A 17,032-nucleotide genomic window follows, 5' to 3' on the forward strand; every position below is an offset into this window, starting at 1 on the left:
GATCAGTCTGCTGTTCTTCGGCGGCTGGCTGTAGCCGATCCCCGGCCTGCCCGATGGCTGGTGGTGGTTGGTCGGCAAGTTGTGGTTCTTCTTCTTCATGTTCGCCATGGTGAAGGCCATCGTGCCCCGCTACCGCTATGACCAGCTGATGCGGATCGGCTGGAAGGTCTTCCTGCCGATGTCCCTCGCTTGGGTCGTGCTGGTGGCGTTCCTCGCGAAATTCGAAGTATTCGGCGGCTTCTGGGCCCGCTGGACGATTGGAGGCTGAGACATGGCCGACCTGAGATCGACCCTTGCGAACGCAACAGACGCCGAACTGGCTGAGCTTTCCGCGTTTCTCATGAATAAGTTCGGCCTGATGGGCCAGCGGATTGAGGAAACGGGCGGCTGGGGTTGGGATCTGAACCATTTGGATTTTGTCTCCGCTATGCGCGAATTTGCTGGTGGCGAAGAGAGTGAGGGCTGAAAACATGTCCAACATCGACTGGAACCGCGCGACCCGGTATTTCCTGCTGATGGATTTCATCAAGGGCTTCGGCCTGGGCATGAAATACTTCTTCGCGCCGAAGAAGACGCTGAACTATCCGCATGAGAAGGGGCCGCTTTCCCCCCGTTTCCGTGGCGAACATGCGTTGCGGCGCTATCCGAACGGCGAGGAGCGGTGCATTGCCTGCAAGCTGTGCGAGGCGGTCTGCCCGGCGCAGGCGATCACCATCGACGCCGAACCGCGTGAGGACGGCAGCCGCCGCACCACGCGCTATGACATCGACATGACGAAGTGCATCTACTGCGGCTTCTGCCAGGAGGCTTGCCCGGTGGATGCCATTGTCGAAGGCCCGAACTTCGAGTTTGCCACCGAGACGCGCGAGGAGCTGTTCTACGACAAGGACAAGCTGCTGGCGAACGGCGACCGTTGGGAAGCCGAGATCGCCCGCAACCTCGAAATCGACGCGCCGTACAGGTAAGATGATGACCGAAGACTTCACCAAGATGTTCGCCGCGATGATGGAGCAGGGGCAGAAGATGGCGCAGGCCTTCACCCCGGCGATGGAGAATGTCGACGTGAAGGCGTTCGAAAAGATGTTTCCCGCGATGCCGAAAGAGCTGTTGGAGATGTGGTTCGGCAAGATCTTCAACCCCGAAGGTCTGGATGCGCGGACCCGGTTTCTGGTGACCATCGCGGCGCAGACGGTGCTGGGCCCCCTGGGCGAGCCGCAGTTGCGGATGACGATCAAGAACGGGCTGGCCGCCGGAGCAACGAAGCGCGAGATCGCCGAGGTGATCTGGCAGATGAGCATGTTCGGCGGGGTGCCCGCGATGCAGAAAGCGTTGGAGATCGCGCAGGCGGTCTTTGCCGAAGTTGAGGAGAAAAACGCATGACCGTCGCCGATTTTGCCTTTTACGCCTTTGCAGTGGTTACGGTGGCAGCGGGCCTGATGGTCACCATCAGCCGCAACCCGGTGCATTCCGTGCTGTGGCTGATCCTGGCGTTCCTGTCGACCTCGGGCCTGTTCGTGCTGCTCGGGGCCGAGTTCGTGGCGATGCTGCTGGTCATCGTCTATGTCGGCGCAGTGGCCGTGCTGTTTCTGTTTGTGGTGATGATGCTGGACGTCGATTTCGCCGAGTTGAAGGGCGAGATGGCAAAGATCATGCCCTTGGCGCTGTTGATCGGGGTGATCCTGATCATGCAGATCGCGCTGGGGGTCGGCGTTTGGGCAGAAGCCGACGGTGCGATGGGGTTACGGCAGGCCGTGGCACCGGGGCTGGAGGTGGAGAACACCCGCGCCTTGGGGCTGCTGATCTATGACAAGTACATCCTGTTGTTCCAGCTGGCGGGCCTGATCCTGCTGGTCGCGATGATCGGGGCGATCCTGCTGACGCTGCGCCACCGCCGCGACATCAAGCGCCAGAACGTGCTGCAACAGATGTGGCGCGACCCGGCCAAGGCGATGGAGCTGAAGGACGTGAAGCCGGGGCAGGGGTTGTAAGCGGATGAAGCTGGCGGCGATCATGCTGACGTTCGGGATAGCGGGTTCAGCGCATGCTCTGACGCCGCAGAACCTGACCTGTGAGATGCCGGGGCTGGGGTTAGCGGCGTTCATCACCGGGTTCGACGGGCGCTATCAGGTGTTCGACTGGTGGGACAAGACGGGCGACACGTTGGGTATGAAGGCGGTGGTCTATGCCGATTGCAAGGGTGGGCAAAGCTTGCGCGCCACGACCGATCAGAGCAGCGACACACTTGATGCGGCGACTGATATCCTTTGGACGGCAGGGCGGGCCGGGCAGAGCGGCGATCTGGCCGCGTTGACGGCGGCACTGCAGGACGCAGGCTTTGCGGTTGATACGCAGCCATTGGCCACCGACCATTGTGCCTGCACGGATGAGATGATTGGCCTTTCAGGGCAATAACAGGGCTTTCGCCCGAGACGGAACAACGGGCCTAAGACCCGGAGGGAACGAGAATGGTGGGACTTGAACATTACCTGACGGTGGCGGCGGCGCTGTTCGTCATCGGCATTTTCGGGATCTTCCTGAACCGAAAGAACGTGATCGTCATTCTGATGTCGATTGAACTCATGCTCTTGGCGGTGAACATCAACCTTGTCGCGTTCTCTTCTTACTCCGGCGATCTGGTGGGGCAGGTCTTCACCATGTTCGTGCTGACTGTGGCTGCGGCCGAGGCGGCGATCGGGTTGGCGATCCTCGTGGTGTTCTTCCGCAACCGCGGCACGATCGACGTGGAAGACGTGAACGTGATGAAGGGCTGATCCATGACAGGTGTGGGGCAGATCACCGCGGGCGGCCTGCGCGTGACGACGATTTTCGGCGGGATGGTGGACATGCGCTGCGTGTCCTGCAACCGCCGCTATATCGCGCCGTTGGGCGCGGAAGATACGGTTGTTTGCAAGGCAGCCGGATGCATCAAGAAACGGCGGGCTGAATAATGGCGACGATCATCCTTTTTGCGCCGCTGATTGGCGCGCTCATCTGCGGCTTCGGCTGGCGGATCATCGGCGAAAAGGCGGGGCAGGTCATTGCCACGGCACTGCTGTTTCTCGCGGCGGCGCTCAGCTGGCAGATCTTCCTGACTTTCGACGGTGAGACGCAGAAGATCGTGCTGTTACGCTGGATCGAGAGCGGGTCGTTGAGCACCGAATGGGCGATCCGGCTGGACCGGCTGACCGCGATCATGCTGGTGGTGGTGAACACGGTGTCGGCGCTCGTGCACCTTTATTCCTTCGGCTACATGGCGCATGACGAAAACTGGGGCGAGGGTGAGCATTACAAGGCGCGCTTCTTTGCCTATCTCTCGTTCTTTACCTTTGCCATGCTGATGCTGGTGACGTCCGACAACCTGGTGCAGATGTTCTTTGGCTGGGAAGGGGTGGGCGTCGCGTCTTACCTCTTGATCGGGTTCTACTACCGCAAGCCAAGCGCCAATGCGGCGGCGATCAAGGCGTTCGTGGTCAACCGGGTGGGCGACTTCGGCTTTGCGCTGGGGATTTTCGCGATCTTCTTTCTGACGGATTCGGTGCGGCTGGATGATATCTTCGCCGCCGCCCCGGTGCTGGCGGAGACGAATGTCAGCTTCCTCTGGACCGACTGGAACGCGGCGAACCTGATCGGCGTGCTCATCTTCATCGGCGCGATGGGCAAATCGGCGCAGCTGTTCCTGCACACCTGGCTGCCCGACGCGATGGAGGGGCCGACGCCGGTTTCGGCGCTGATCCATGCCGCGACCATGGTGACGGCAGGGGTGTTTCTCGTCTGCCGGATGTCGCCGCTCTATGAATACGCGCCCGACGCCAAGACGATGATCGTGGTGGTGGGGGCCTCGACCGCGTTCTTTGCGGCGACCGTGGGTCTGGTGCAAAACGACATCAAACGGGTGATCGCCTATTCGACCTGTTCGCAACTGGGCTACATGTTCGTGGCGGCGGGCTGCGGGGTTTATTCGGTGGCGATGTTCCATCTGTTCACCCACGCCTTCTTCAAGGCGATGCTGTTCCTTGGCGCGGGTTCGGTGATCACCGCGACGCACCATGAGCAGGATATGCGCAACTACGGCGGCCTCAGGAAAAAGATTCCGCTGACCTTTGCCGCGATGATGATCGGCACGCTGGCGATCACCGGGGTCGGCATCCCGCTGACGCATTACGGCTTTGCAGGGTTCCTGTCGAAGGACGCGGTGATCGAAAGTGCCTATGTTGGGTCAAGCTATGCCTTCTGGCTTTTGGTGGCTGCGGCCTGCATGACCAGTTTCTATTCCTGGCGGCTAATGTTCATGACCTTCTATGGGACCAGCCGCGCAGGCGGACACGGCCATGGCCGCGACCATGACGACCACGCGCATGAACCGCATGAAAGCCCGCTGACCATGCTGATCCCCTTGGGCGTTCTGGCCCTTGGTGCGGTGTTTTCCGGGATGCTGTGGTACAACGTGTTCTTCGGCGAAGAAGATAAAGTGCGCGAATGGTTCGCTATGGAACCGGCGGCGCATTATGAGCCGGCAGCGACCGAGGCGGTTGCCGCGACCGAAGCCGCACCCGCCGAGGGTGACGCGGTTGTGGCAACTGAAGCCGCCCCCGTCGAGGAACATGCCGCAGTCGCAGGGGCCGCACCGAAAGGGGCGATCTTCATGGGGCCAGACAACACCGTGATCCATCAGGCACATGAAGCGCCGACATGGGTCAAGGTTTCGCCTTTCGTCGCGATGCTGATTGGCTTTGGCCTGGCCTGGCTCTTCTACATCAAGCGCACCGATCTGCCGGGGCGTCTGGCCGCACAACAGCGCCCGCTGTACCTGTTCCTTCTGAACAAGTGGTACTTCGACGAGATTTACGACTTTCTCATCGTCCGCCCCGCGAAATGGCTGGGGGGCTTTTTGTGGAAACAGGGTGACGGGGCGGTCATCGACGGGTCGATCAATGGGGTGGCGCTGGGGATCATCCCCTTCTTCACCCGTCTCGCCGGGAGGGTGCAGTCTGGCTATCTCTTCCATTATGCATTTGCCATGGTGATGGGGATCGTGATCCTCGTGACCTGGATGACGCTGTTCGGCGGCGCGAAGTAAGAGGGCGCACGCATCATGGAAAACCAGCTTCTGTCTATCATCACCTTCCTGCCGCTGGTTGCGGCTGTGATCCTGGCGCTGTTCATGCGCGGCAATGACGCGGCGGCACAGCGCGGGGCCAAATGGCTGGCGCTGTTCGTCACGTCGGCGACCTTCGTGATCTCGTTGTTCGTGCTGCTGGGGTTTGATCCGGCCAACACCGGCTTTCAGTTTGTCGAGGAGCGGGCGTGGATTCTGGGCCTTAACTACCGGATGGGGGTGGATGGCATCTCGATCCTGTTCGTGATGCTGACCACGTTCCTGATGCCGATCACCATCCTGTCGTGCTGGGGCGTGGAAACCCGGGTCAAGGAATACATGATCGCGTTCCTGGTGCTGGAAAGCCTGATGCTGGGCGTGTTCTGCGCGCTGGATCTGGTGCTCTTCTACCTGTTCTTCGAGGCGGGCCTGATCCCGATGTTCCTGATCATCGGTATCTGGGGCGGCAAGGAGCGGATCTACGCGGCCTTCAAGTTTTTCCTCTATACCTTCCTTGGATCTGTCCTGATGCTGGTCGCCATCATCGCGATGTATCTGGACGCGGGCACCACTGACATCGTCAAGCTGCTGGCGCATGACTTCGGGCATGAAAGCTTCAGCTTGCTGGGCATTCAGGTCGTGGGCGGTTTGCAGACGATGCTGTTCCTAGCGTTCTTTGCCAGCTTTGCGGTCAAGATGCCGATGTGGCCGGTGCACACTTGGTTGCCGGATGCCCACGTTCAGGCACCGACGGCGGGGTCTGTGGTGCTGGCGGCGATCTTGCTGAAGATGGGCGGCTACGGTTTCCTGCGCTTCAGCCTGCCGATGTTCCCGGTGGCCTCGGACATCTGGGCACCGCTGGTATTGTGGATGAGCGCGATTGCGATTGTCTACACATCCCTTGTGGCACTGGCGCAGTCGGACATGAAAAAGCTGATCGCCTATTCGTCGGTGGCCCATATGGGCTATGTGACGATGGGGATCTTTGCGGCGAACCAGCAGGGCATTGATGGCGCGATCTTCCAGATGCTGAGCCATGGGTTCATCTCCGGCGCGCTCTTCCTCTGCGTCGGCGTGATATACGACCGGATGCACACCCGCGAGATCGACGCCTACGGCGGTCTTGTCAACCGGATGCCGGCCTACGCGCTGATCTTCATGTTCTTTACCATGGCCAATGTCGGCTTGCCCGGCACCAGCGGCTTTGTCGGCGAGTTTTTGGTCCTTATGGGCATTTTTCAGGTCAACACCTGGGTGGCTGCAGTGGCCACGTCAGGCGTGATCCTTAGCGCCGCTTATGCGCTGTGGCTGTATCGCCGCGTCGTGTTTGGCGCGCTGGTGAAAGAGGCGCTGAAGACGATCACCGACATGGACCGCCGCGAAAAGCTGATCTTCGCGCCGCTGGTGGCGATGACCTTGCTGTTGGGCATCTACCCGAGCCTGGTGACCGACATGATCGGGCCGAGCGTTGCGGCCCTTGTTTCCGATTACCACGCTGCTCTGCCCGAAGTGGCCGAGCAGGTGGCCCTGCATTGAGGACCCCGGCATGACATCCGCAGATTTCACCACCATTCTGCCCGAGATCGTTCTGGCCGGATATGCGATGGCCGCACTGATGGCCGGGGTCTACACCACCAAAGACAAGCTGGCCCCGACGATCGTCTGGGCCACGGCGGGGTTGTTTGTGGCGCTGGCTCTGTGGATCGGCGCTGCCGGCGCGGGCGAACGCAGTGCCTTTGGCGGCATGTTCATCGACGATCCCTTCGCGCGCTTTGCCAAGGTGACGATCCTGTTGTCGGCGGCGGCGGTGCTGGTGATGAGCGTGGATTACATGCAGCGGCGCGATCTCTTGCGGTTCGAATACCCGATCCTGATCACGCTGTCGGTTGTCGGCATGATGATGATGGTGTCTGCCGGGGATCTGATGTCGCTGTACATGGGGTTGGAGTTGCAGTCGCTGGCGCTGTATGTGCTGGCGTCGATGCGGCGCGACAGTGCGAAATCCTCGGAAGCGGGGTTGAAGTATTTCGTGCTGGGGGCGCTGTCGTCGGGCCTGCTGCTGTATGGTGCGTCACTGGTTTACGGTTTTGCCGGGACTACCCAGTTTTCCGGTATCCTGTCGACGGTGCAGGATGGCGTGCCGCTGGGCCTGCTGTTCGGCCTTGTGTTCATGCTGGCGGGACTGGCGTTCAAGGTATCGGCAGCGCCGTTCCACATGTGGACGCCCGACGTCTACGAAGGCTCGCCCACCCCAGTGACCGCGTTCTTTGCGACCGCGCCAAAGGTGGCAGCGATGGCGCTGATCGCCCGGCTGGTGCAGGACGCCTTCGGTGGCGTTCCGGGGCAATGGGGGCAGGTTCTGGCGGCACTGTCGGTCGCGTCGATGTTCCTTGGCGCGGTGGCAGCCATCGGGCAGCGCGACATCAAGCGGCTGATGGCCTATTCGTCGATCGCCCACATGGGCTATGCGCTGATGGGGCTGGCCGTGGGTACTGCCGGTGGCGTGCAGGCGATGCTGATCTACATGGCGATCTACGTCACGATGAACGTCGGCACCTTTGCCTTTATCCTGTCGCTGGAGCGGGATGGCCGCCCGGTCACCGATATCAACGCGCTGAACTTGTTCGCCAAGCGCGAGCCGCTGAAGGCGCTGGCGATGCTGGTCTTGCTGTTCAGCCTGGCCGGTGTGCCGCCGATGCTGGGCTTTTTCGCCAAGTTCTATGTGCTGAAGGCGGCGGTGGATGCGCAGATGGTCTGGCTTGCCACTGCAGGGGCCGTGGCGTCGGTGATCGGGGCATTCTACTATCTGCGGATCGTCTACTACATGTATTTTGGCACCGAGCAGGACCCGGTCGAAAGCCGCATGGCCCCGGTACAATGGGGAATGCTGGTGGCGGTTGCGCTGATCATGGTTTTGGGCATCGTCAACCTGTTCGGGATCGAGCCGGTGGCAGCGATGGCGGCGGAAGCGCTTGTCCGCTAACTGGCCCGAGGCGGTGGGGCGCGTTGCCCTGCCCGAGATTGACAGCACCAACGCCGAAGGTTTTCGGCGGGGCAATGGCCCGGTGTGGATCTTGGCCGGGCTCCAGACGGCGGGCCGCGGACGGCGCGCGCGGCCTTGGGTCAGCCCCCGGGGAAACTTTCACGCGACACTGGTGATGCACCCGGTCGAGGCGCCGGAAGTGGTCGCCTTGCGGTCGTTCGTTGCCGCCCTTGCGTTGCGCGAAGCGTTGCTGGCGGTCAGCGGATTGTCGGGGTCGCTTGCTCTGAAATGGCCCAATGATGTGCTGTTGAACGGTGGCAAGGTGGCCGGGATCTTGCTGGAAAGCACAGGTCTGGGCACCAAGAAGCCAACGCTGTGCATTGGCATCGGGGTGAACCTGATCGCCGCCCCAACCCTTGATGCGGTCGAAACAGGTGCCGTGCCGCCGGTTTCATTGCTGGCGGAAACCGGCAAGCGGGTGACGCCAGAGGCGTTTCTGGATCTGCTGGCACCTGCCTATGCCCGACTTGAAGCCACTTTCGCCACGCAAGGCTTCCCGGTGCTGCGCCACGCGTGGCTTGACCATGCGGCCCGGTTGGGCGAGGTGATCCGCGCGCGGACGGGGGAAACCGTTCGTGAAGGACTTTTTGAGACGATCGATGCCACCGGTAACCTGATCTTGCGCATGCGCGAGGGAGCGGTTGCGATTTCGGCGGCAGAGGTGTTCTTCTGACGGCTGGTGAGGGAGGATGCGATGCTTCTGGCCATCGACTGCGGCAACACCAACACGGTGTTCTCGATCTGGGACGGGGTACGATTCATCACCACGTGGCGGATAGCCACCGACCACAAGCGCACGGCGGATGAGTATTTCGTTTGGCTGTCCAGCTTGATGATGCTGACCAAGACCGAAGCGCAGGTGACCGAGGCGATCATCAGCAGCACCGTGCCCCGTGTAGTGTTTAACCTGCGGGTTCTGTGCAACCGATACTTCGATTGCCGCCCTGTGGTGGTCGGCAAGCCTGAGTGCCGCCTGCCAGTGCCGCCGCGGGTGGACCTGGGCACCACGGTTGGCCCCGACCGGCTGGTCAATACGGTGGGGGCGCATGACCGGCATGGCGGCAATCTGATAGTGGTGGATTTCGGCACTGCCACAACTTTTGACGTGGTTGACCACGATGGCGCCTATGTCGGGGGGGTGATCGCACCGGGCGTCAACCTGTCGCTTGAGGCATTGCACATGGCTGCCGCCGCCTTGCCGCACATCGATGTCGCACGTCCGGAGCGGGTGATCGGCACGAATACGGTGGCCTGCATGCAGTCTGGTGTGTATTGGGGGTACATCGGGCTTGTCGAAGGGGTGGTGCACCGTGTGCGCCGCGAACGCGACCGGCCCATGAAAGTCATCGCAACTGGCGGCCTTGCGTCGCTGTTCGCCCAAGGAACCGAACTTTTTCAGTCGATCGAGGATGACTTGACCATGCATGGGTTGGTCCTGATCAACGCTTTCAACAAGGAAATCGCATGAGTACCAACCGGCTGATCTACCTTCCCCTCGGCGGTGCCGGGGAGATCGGCATGAACTGCTATGTCTACGGCTATGGCCCGGCAGGCAAGGAACGGCTGATTGTCGTCGACCTCGGGGTTGCGTTCCCGGATATGGACGGCTCTCCTGGCGTTGATCTGATCATGGCCGACATTGCCTGGCTGGAGGCGCGACTGGATCGGCTTGAGGCGATCTTCATCACTCACGCGCATGAGGATCACATTGGCGCTCTGGGCCATCTGTGGCCCAAGCTGCAGAAGAAAGTTTATTGCCGCAGGTTCACGGCCACCATCGCAAAGCTGAAGTTTGACGAGGCGGGCCTGCCGCTGGACATGATCCATGTTGTCGAGGCGCGCCCGGCTACGGTTGAGTGCGGTCCGTTCAAGGTGCAGTTCGTGCCGGTCAGCCATTCGATTCCGGAAAGCTCGGCGCTGGTTATCGACACGCCTGCGGGGCGCATCCTGCATTCGGGCGATTTCAAGATCGACCATGATCCGGTGGTGGGCGAGGCCTGGGATGACGCGCGATTTGCCGAGATCGTCAAGGAACGTCCGGTCAAGGCGCTGATGTGCGATTCCACCAACGTGTTTTCAACCCATGAGGGCCGTTCGGAAAGCACGCTTGGTCCGGCGCTGACCGAGTTGATCAAAAGTTCGGGCGGCATGGTTGCGGCGACGACCTTCGGGTCGAACGTGGCACGGCTGAAGACACTGGCCGAGGCTGCGCGTGCGGCGGAAAGGTCCGTCTGTGTGCTAGGGCGTTCGATGAAGCGGATGATTTCGGCGTCGGAGGAGGCGAAGGTTCTGGCCAACTTCCCGCGCACGATCAGCCCGGAAGAAGCGCTGGATGTGCCCCGCAAGAACCTGATGTTGCTGGTCACCGGAAGCCAGGGCGAACGCCGTGCGGCAAGCGCGCAACTTAGCCGCGGCAAGTACCTGGGGATCGAGATGAAGGAGGGCGACACCTTCCTGTTCTCGTCAAAGACCATTCCGGGGAACGAACGGGGTGTCCTGCACGTCTGGAACGCGTTTTCCGAAATGGGCGTCAATGTCGTCGATGACAGCGGCGGAAAGTATCATGTTTCCGGCCATGCAAACCGGCCAGATCTGGAACATGTGCACCGGCTGGTGTTGCCCGACATGCTGATCCCGATGCATGGCGAACACCGGCATCTGCGCGAACATGCCCGCATCGCGACCGAGGCAGGGATTGCGGCGGAAGTCGCGTCGAACGGCATGATGATCGACATTACTGGCGATGTGCCGGAAGTGGCGGAATACGTCGAAACCGGGCGGACCTATCTGGACGGCACCACGTTGATCGGGGCGCTGGACGGGGTGGTGCGCGACCGGATCCGCATGGCGCTGAACGGGCACGCGCTGGTGACGGTAATCATGGACGAGAACGACGAGCCGATGGGCGAGCCTTGGGTCGAAGTGATGGGCCTTCCGGGTGCTGGCAAAGGCGGACGCCCGCTGAACGAGACGATCGAGGCCGATCTGGCGGAGTTCCTTGATGCGGCAGGGCGCAAGCTGTTGCGCGATGACGACAAGCTGGAAGAAGCCATCCGCAAAGTCGTGCGGCAGGTGGCGATGGAAGAAATCGGCAAGAAGCCCGAAGTGACTGTTGTGGTCAGCCGGCTGGTGGCCGACTAAGCCGCCGGCTGCCTTCGGCACAAACTGAAAAGGCCCCGCAGGTGCGGGGCCTTTTGCATTCGGACCGTGAAAGCTGTCAGCCTTCGGTGCCATTTGCCGGTGCGGTTTCTTCCGCGTCGTCGGCAGTCGATGTCTTCAGCGCAAAGCTGCGCAAGATGAACTCCGGCACATGATCGCCCATGCCGACAACGGTCGGGCCGTAATCACGGCGGTCGTCGCGGCGATACTCGGGCCGATCGCGACGCTCATCCCGGCCGCCCTGAGCCTCGCGCCGTTCGCCCCGGCGGTCATCGCGACGGTCTTCGCGGCGCGGTTCTTCCCGACGCTCCTCGCGACGTGGTTCTTCGCGAGGGGTGGCAACAGGTTCTGCAACCACGGCCACCGGCACGACCTGCACTGGCACCACAATGGCTTCGCGCGGTTGGCCAGCGCTTTCGCGGGGCTTGCGTGGGCCGCGTTCATCGCGGTCACGGCTGCGCGACCGGGGGCCACGCTCTTCGCGCGCCGGTGCGGGCGAGCCGTCATCGACGCCGGGCACAAACCCTGCGGGCAGCGTACCGCGCGGGATTTCCATTTTCACCAGGCTTTCAATGGCCTTAAGGTATTTGTCATCCGACGGCACAGCGATGGTATAGGCCTTGCCCAGCCGTCCGGCGCGTCCAGTGCGGCCGATGCGGTGGATGTAATCCTCCGGGTGCGACGGCACGTCGAAGTTGAACACATGGCTCACGGCCGGAATGTCCAGACCCCGTGCAGCCACATCCGAGGCGATCAGTAGCCGCACTGAGCCGTCGCGGAAACCGTCCAACGTCTTGGTGCGGACTGACTGGTCAAGATCGCCGTGAATCGGGGATGCGTTGAAGCCATGTGCCTTCAGCGATTTGGCAACCACGTCCACATCCATCTTGCGGTTGCAGAAGATGATCGCGTTGGTGCAAGCCTCGCCCTCGGCCTCGATCAGCGCGCGCAGCACCGCGCGCTTTTCGGCAAAAGTGCGATCCTTGCGCGACGGGGTCAGCGGGATCAGCGCTTGAGTGATGGTCAGCGATGCGGTGGCCTGACGCGCAACCTCGATCTTCGCGGGATTGGTCAGGAAGGTATTGGTGATCCGCTCAATCTCCGGGGCCATTGTGGCGCTGAAGAACAGCGTCTGGCGGGTGAACGGGGTCAGCTGGAAGATGCGTTCGATATCGGGGATGAACCCCATGTCCAGCATCCGGTCGGCCTCGTCCACCACCATGATCTGCACGCCGTTGAGCATGAGCTTGCCACGCTCGAAATGGTCGAGCAGGCGGCCCGGCGTAGCAATCAGCACGTCAACACCACGGTCGATCAGCTTGTCCTGTTCGCCGAACGACACGCCGCCGATCAACAGCGCCTTGGTCAGCTTGGTGTGCTTGGCATAGGTTTCGAAATTCTCGGCCACCTGGGCGGCCAGTTCGCGGGTTGGTGCCAGCACGAGGCTGCGCGGCATCCGAGCGCGGGCGCGGCCCTGACCCAGCAGCGTGATCATCGGCAGCACGAAGCTTGCGGTTTTGCCGGTGCCGGTCTGGGCGATGCCCAGCACGTCCTGCCCCGCCAGCGCTGGTGGGATGGCCTGTGCCTGTATCGGGGTCGGGGTTTCGTAACCGGCTTCGGAAACGGCTTGCAGAACGCGCGGGTCGAGCGCGAGGTCGGAAAATTTGGTCATAAGCGTCCTATGAATGCGGTATCGGACCGCATGGAATAAGGGACGCATGTTTCCGGGCGCCCCGCGTCTCGGCCCTGATGGCCGCCAGCGGCGCATACCGGAAATAGGCGGGCGGGTCAAGGCAGGGGAACAGGCGTTGCCGTCTTGGCCTGAGCAGGTTAATGAATAAGAATTAGAAGATACATATTATGCGATTTTTTAAGGTGATTCCAAATGAAAATGATTTTCCTTACGGTGTCGGCTCTGTGCTTTGCCGAGTCTGCAGCAAGCGAGTCTCTGGCATGTGGCAGTTGGCCCTGCGAACAGACCTATACCCTCGAGTCCGTTTCTGCGGCGAAATCTTATGGATTGCTGTTGCAGGCGCCCAACGGTGACTGCCGTCGCATGCGCTACAGCGTCCGGTCGGAATCGGCCGTGTTTCTGGGGCACACCCGACCGTTAGGCCCCGGAGAAGTGGCGATTGTCCGCATAGGGCGCGGGTTTTCCGAAGGCGGCCACGCCCTGACGATAGACGCCGAAGGCTGTGTCGGATGGTCGGTGAAAACCCGGCGCGTGACCTTGGCAAAACCCTCGCCGGATCATGGCTGGCTGGCGTCGGACTGACCCAGATCTTGCGGTTCCGGAGGTGGTGGCGGGGCGGCAGTTTCCGCCGCCTCCTGAGCCAGGATCGCGGCGGCGGCGGCAGCTCGTTTCGCGGCGAGCGCGGCGAGTTTTGCATCTCGCATCTTGCCAACCCGCCGGAACAGCGTTCCCGGATCTGCGTTCAGCCGTTCCAGCAGATGACAAGCAAGTGCGCCCGCAACCGGTTCTGCCAAAGCCTCGCGCCACAGCGGGGCAAGCAGGTTGACATCGAGGCCACCGCCGACAAGTGCAAAGCCTGGCATGCCCAATGGCAGCTTCTTGTCCGAAGTAGACCAAACGCGGAACGGCCGATCTGCCGTATAGCCGGTGTGAATGCGTTCGTATTCGTATATTTTTACCAATGAAAACAACACGTTCATCGACAAGTCGATGCGACGTTGCGCTTCTGTCGCACCATGGTCGCCAAAGGTGATGACTGACGAAATCAGCCACCGCCCCGGCAATTCTGCCATCAAGGCGGCACCTTCTTCGGTCCATAGGCGAAGGAACAAATGTGGGGCCACGGCTGGAAACCAGGACTTGCGCAGGTGTGAAATCAGAATGGCGTTCAGGACGGCCAGTTCGGACTTCCCTGCAAGTTCGGTGCGCATCGAATGAAGCTTGTTGCTATGCAACGAGGCGGGAAGTTCCAGCGGTTCAGGTGCCGCGACGGGCGTCGCCAACAGCGCCTTTAGGTCGACATCCAGCGGCGGCAGCCCCTCACCAGGGCGGATCGACAGCCGCCGCCGTCGCCGCATCCACGTGTCGATCAGGCTTTTCGGCGCCCCGGGGTATGTAAGTTCCTCATCCGTCATCCTCGCGCCTGTTTGCTGGAGATCCGCCGCAAGGGTCAATCATGGCAGCGGCCAGAGCCATCAGACCATCATTTCCTTTGTCGCAGAAAGCACCACGCCGGGGTAATCACGCACCACGCGGTCAATGTCCCATTGCAGACGCGTAAGGAATACCAGATCGCCGTCGCTGTCATGCGCAATATGGCCCTTGTTCACGTTGACCAGCTTTTCCACCTCAGGTTTCGGTCCCGAGATCCAGCGGGCTGAGGTGAAGTTGGAGCCTTCGAAACGGACGGGGAGCGAATACTCCTGCTCGATCCGGCTGGCCAGAACGTCGAACTGCAGCGCGCCCACGACACCAACGATGTAGCCCGAACCGATCATCGGTTTGAAAACCTTGGCTGCACCTTCCTCGGCGAACTGGGTGAGGGCTTTTTCCAGATGTTTGGCCTTCATCGGGTCCATCGCACGCACCGACTGCAGCAATTCGGGAGCGAAGGACGGAATGCCGGTAAAGCGCAGGCTTTCGCCTTCGGTCAGCGCGTCGCCGATGCGCAGTTGCCCGTGGTTCGGAATGCCGATGATGTCGCCGGCCCAGGCTTCTTCGGCGAGTTCGCGGTCGGCGGCAAGAAACAGCACCGGGTTGGTGATGGTCATCGGCTTTTTCGAGCGGACGTGTTGCAGCTTCATCCCGCGAGCGAAATGCCCAGAAGCAAGGCGGACAAAGGCCACGCGGTCCCGGTGCTTTGGGTCCATGTTGGCCTGCACCTTGAAGACAAAACCGGTCACCGGCGTCTCGCCAGCGTCGATCTGGCGTTCGGCGGCTTTTTGCGGCTGTGGTTCCGGGCCGTATTCCCCCATGCCATCCATCAGCTCTTTCACGCCAAAGGAATTGATCGCCGAACCAAACCAGATCGGGGTCATCGAACCGTTCAGGAATGCCGTGCGGTCAAAGGCCGGGAGGAGCTCGCGTGCCATTTCCAGTTCGTCGCGGAACTTCTTCAGCAGATCGGCCGGTACGTGTTCGGCCAGCTTCGGGTCGTCCATTCCGTTGATCTTGATCGATTCCGCAACCTTGTTGCGGTCGGCGCGGTCCATGATTTCCAGCCGGTCGTGCAGAAGGTCGTAGGCGCCCACAAACTCGCGCCCGACCCCGATGGGCCAGCTGGCCGGGGTGACGTCGATGGCTAGGTTTTCCTGAATCTCGTCGATGATATCAAAGGTGTCGCGGCTTTCCCGGTCCATCTTGTTGCAGAAGGTGAGGATCGGCAGGTCACGCAGGCGGCAGACCTCGAAAAGCTTGCGGGTCTGGCTTTCCACGCCCTTGGCCCCGTCGATCACCATGATCGCGGCATCCACGGCGGTGAGGGTGCGGTAGGTGTCTTCGGAGAAATCTGAGTGGCCGGGGGTGTCGACCAGGTTGAAGCGATATTGGCCGAAATCGAAGGACATCGCGGAGGCGGAGACGGAGATACCGCGATCCGCCTCGATCTTCATGTAGTCCGACCGGGTCCGCCGCGCGTCACCCTTGGCGCGGACCTGGCCGGCCATCTGGATCGCACCGCCGAACAGCAGGAACTTTTCCGTAAGGGTGGTCTTGCCGGCATCGGGATGCGAAATGATCGCAAAGGTCCGGCGGCGGGCGCTCTCGGGCGGAAGGGGGGCGTGCTTCGTCATGGGGGGCGTTTAGCCGAAAATCGGTGGGACGTCCACGGGGGCGATTTCTCGATGTCCACGCGTGGACAGGAATTCGGCCCTTGATTGTATTGGAAAAAATTACTGTCATTAAGGATGTGGTAAGCTTTGGCAGCTGAAGCGCGGGAATGGTCAGGCCGTTGGTCGAGACTTTGGCCACGGAACCAGACGAGAGAACGGCAAGGCTGGGAAGGCGCGTTGCCCAGTGGGCCTGTCGGTCAAAGCGCGCCGATGGCAAAGCACCCCCTGAAATCAGACTTGCCCGAATCCGCAGGCAGCAATATGTTTGGAACATTAAGTGAACATTTTGGGAGGAATGCCATGACTTTGAATGAAATCGCCAATGAACTTGTGGCAGGCTGCCGGGAAGACCGGGCGCGCGCCAATCTGAAAAAGCTGTATTCACCTGACGCGCAATCGGTAGAGGCCGCCGATATGGGGGGTGGGCGGACCGTGACCGGAATTGCCGCGATCGACGGCAAGCATGCGTGGTGGGAGGGTGCGATGACCATGCACGGCCTGACGGTTGACGGGCCATTCGTTCATGGCGATGACCGGTTTGCGGTGATCTTTCAAATGGATGTGACTGACAAGGCGACCGGCAAGCGCACCAATGACAAGGAAGTGGGCGTCTATCACGTCAAGAACGGCAAGATCGTCCGGGAGGAGTTTTTCTACGCCTCTTAGGCCATAGACAGCTCTGGCGCATTCCCCGCAGCAGCACTAGCTTCGGTGAAACATTGCGGGGGATGCAGATGGATCTGGGGATCAGGGGAAAGCGCGCGCTGGTCTGTGCCTCGTCCAAGGGGCTGGGACGCGGCTGTGCCGAGGCATTGGCGGCAGCGGGCGTCGATCTGGTGATGAACGCGCGCGGGACCGAGGCGCTGGAGGCGGCGGCAGGTGCGATCCGGGCCAAGCATCAGGTGAATGTGGTCACGGTCGCGGGCGACATC

The 17,032-nt window shown here is 61.5% G+C and carries 19 protein-coding genes and 1 pseudogene; 17 read left to right on the forward strand and 3 right to left on the reverse strand.

Annotation, left to right across the window (positions count from 1 at the left end; translation table 11 throughout):
* The 14 genes and pseudogenes from RMO18_RS12580 to RMO18_RS12645 all read left to right on the forward strand — a co-directional run.
* Positions 1-268 (forward strand): annotated as a pseudogene (locus tag RMO18_RS12580) (NADH-quinone oxidoreductase subunit H); the annotation flags it as partial.
* A 3-nt stretch (positions 269-271) separates the two neighbouring features.
* Positions 272-466, forward strand: a complete 195-nt coding sequence (locus tag RMO18_RS12585) for a hypothetical protein (RefSeq protein ID WP_309666327.1) — start codon at positions 272-274, stop codon at positions 464-466.
* 4 nt (positions 467-470) lie between these two features.
* Positions 471-965, forward strand: a complete 495-nt coding sequence (gene nuoI, locus RMO18_RS12590) for an NADH-quinone oxidoreductase subunit NuoI (protein ID WP_309666328.1) — start codon at positions 471-473, stop codon at positions 963-965.
* 4 nt (positions 966-969) lie between these two features.
* Entirely contained in the window at positions 970-1,380 is a 411-nt protein-coding gene (locus RMO18_RS12595) for a carboxymuconolactone decarboxylase family protein (protein ID WP_309666330.1), read from the forward strand.
* On the forward strand, positions 1,377-1,988 hold the full coding sequence (locus RMO18_RS12600) for an NADH-quinone oxidoreductase subunit J (protein WP_309666332.1): 612 nt from the start codon (positions 1,377-1,379) through the stop codon (positions 1,986-1,988). The genes RMO18_RS12595 and RMO18_RS12600 overlap by 4 nt, the downstream gene beginning before the upstream one ends.
* 4 nt (positions 1,989-1,992) lie before the next feature.
* Positions 1,993-2,412 (forward strand): hypothetical protein, encoded by a 420-nt coding sequence (locus RMO18_RS12605; RefSeq protein ID WP_309666334.1) that lies wholly within the window; start codon positions 1,993-1,995, stop codon positions 2,410-2,412.
* A 53-nt stretch (positions 2,413-2,465) separates the two neighbouring features.
* A complete protein-coding gene (nuoK, locus tag RMO18_RS12610) occupies positions 2,466-2,771 on the forward strand; it encodes an NADH-quinone oxidoreductase subunit NuoK (protein WP_309666336.1) in 306 nt (101 codons plus the stop codon).
* Between the two features lie 3 nt (positions 2,772-2,774).
* Positions 2,775-2,948, forward strand: a complete 174-nt coding sequence (locus RMO18_RS12615) for a hypothetical protein (RefSeq protein ID WP_309666338.1) — start codon at positions 2,775-2,777, stop codon at positions 2,946-2,948.
* Positions 2,948-5,077, forward strand: a complete 2,130-nt coding sequence (gene nuoL, locus RMO18_RS12620) for an NADH-quinone oxidoreductase subunit L (protein WP_309666339.1) — start codon at positions 2,948-2,950, stop codon at positions 5,075-5,077. Before RMO18_RS12615 ends, nuoL begins: the two co-directional genes overlap by 1 nt.
* Positions 5,078-5,092: 15 nt before the next feature.
* Positions 5,093-6,631, forward strand: a complete 1,539-nt coding sequence (locus tag RMO18_RS12625) for an NADH-quinone oxidoreductase subunit M (protein ID WP_309666340.1) — start codon at positions 5,093-5,095, stop codon at positions 6,629-6,631.
* Between the two features lie 10 nt (positions 6,632-6,641).
* The gene (gene nuoN / locus RMO18_RS12630; protein WP_309666341.1) at positions 6,642-8,078 is read left to right on the forward strand and encodes an NADH-quinone oxidoreductase subunit NuoN; all 1,437 of its coding nucleotides are present in this window, start codon (positions 6,642-6,644) and stop codon (positions 8,076-8,078) included.
* Entirely contained in the window at positions 8,068-8,811 is a 744-nt protein-coding gene (locus RMO18_RS12635) for a biotin--[acetyl-CoA-carboxylase] ligase (RefSeq protein ID WP_309666343.1), read from the forward strand. Before nuoN ends, RMO18_RS12635 begins: the two co-directional genes overlap by 11 nt.
* A gap of 21 nt (positions 8,812-8,832) precedes the next feature.
* Positions 8,833-9,606 (forward strand): type III pantothenate kinase, encoded by a 774-nt coding sequence (locus tag RMO18_RS12640; RefSeq protein WP_309666344.1) that lies wholly within the window; start codon positions 8,833-8,835, stop codon positions 9,604-9,606.
* A complete protein-coding gene (locus RMO18_RS12645; RefSeq protein WP_309666346.1) occupies positions 9,603-11,279 on the forward strand; it encodes a ribonuclease J in 1,677 nt (558 codons plus the stop codon). Before RMO18_RS12640 ends, RMO18_RS12645 begins: the two co-directional genes overlap by 4 nt.
* A 76-nt stretch (positions 11,280-11,355) precedes the next feature.
* On the opposite strand, the gene RMO18_RS12650 is transcribed toward RMO18_RS12645, so the two are convergent.
* Entirely contained in the window at positions 11,356-12,969 is a 1,614-nt protein-coding gene (locus tag RMO18_RS12650) for a DEAD/DEAH box helicase (RefSeq protein ID WP_309666347.1), read from the reverse strand.
* Between the two features lie 384 nt (positions 12,970-13,353).
* Between RMO18_RS12650 and RMO18_RS12655 the strand changes: the two genes are divergently transcribed.
* Positions 13,354-13,572 carry a hypothetical protein gene (locus RMO18_RS12655; RefSeq protein WP_309666348.1) on the forward strand — a complete coding sequence of 73 codons (219 nt, stop codon included), beginning with the start codon at positions 13,354-13,356 and terminating at the stop codon, positions 13,570-13,572.
* Here the strand turns inward: RMO18_RS12655 and RMO18_RS12660 are convergent.
* On the reverse strand, positions 13,548-14,405 hold the full coding sequence (locus tag RMO18_RS12660) for a hypothetical protein (protein WP_309666349.1): 858 nt from the start codon (positions 14,403-14,405) through the stop codon (positions 13,548-13,550). The two genes, RMO18_RS12655 and RMO18_RS12660, sit on opposite strands and share 25 nt — an antisense overlap.
* Positions 14,406-14,465: 60 nt before the next feature.
* On the reverse strand, positions 14,466-16,061 hold the full coding sequence (locus RMO18_RS12665) for a peptide chain release factor 3 (RefSeq protein ID WP_309666350.1): 1,596 nt from the start codon (positions 16,059-16,061) through the stop codon (positions 14,466-14,468).
* A 339-nt stretch (positions 16,062-16,400) separates the two neighbouring features.
* On the opposite strand from RMO18_RS12665, the gene RMO18_RS12670 reads away from it, so the two are divergent.
* Both RMO18_RS12670 and RMO18_RS12675 read left to right on the forward strand, forming a co-directional pair.
* Positions 16,401-16,766 carry a nuclear transport factor 2 family protein gene (locus tag RMO18_RS12670; protein ID WP_309666351.1) on the forward strand — a complete coding sequence of 122 codons (366 nt, stop codon included), beginning with the start codon at positions 16,401-16,403 and terminating at the stop codon, positions 16,764-16,766.
* Between the two features lie 68 nt (positions 16,767-16,834).
* Positions 16,835-17,032 (forward strand): SDR family NAD(P)-dependent oxidoreductase (locus tag RMO18_RS12675; protein WP_309666352.1); only part of this gene is annotated, 198 nt, incomplete at its 3' end.

The organism is Tabrizicola sp. (assembly GCF_031377265.1).
Classification (GTDB): domain Bacteria; phylum Pseudomonadota; class Alphaproteobacteria; order Rhodobacterales; family Rhodobacteraceae; genus JAUYQR01.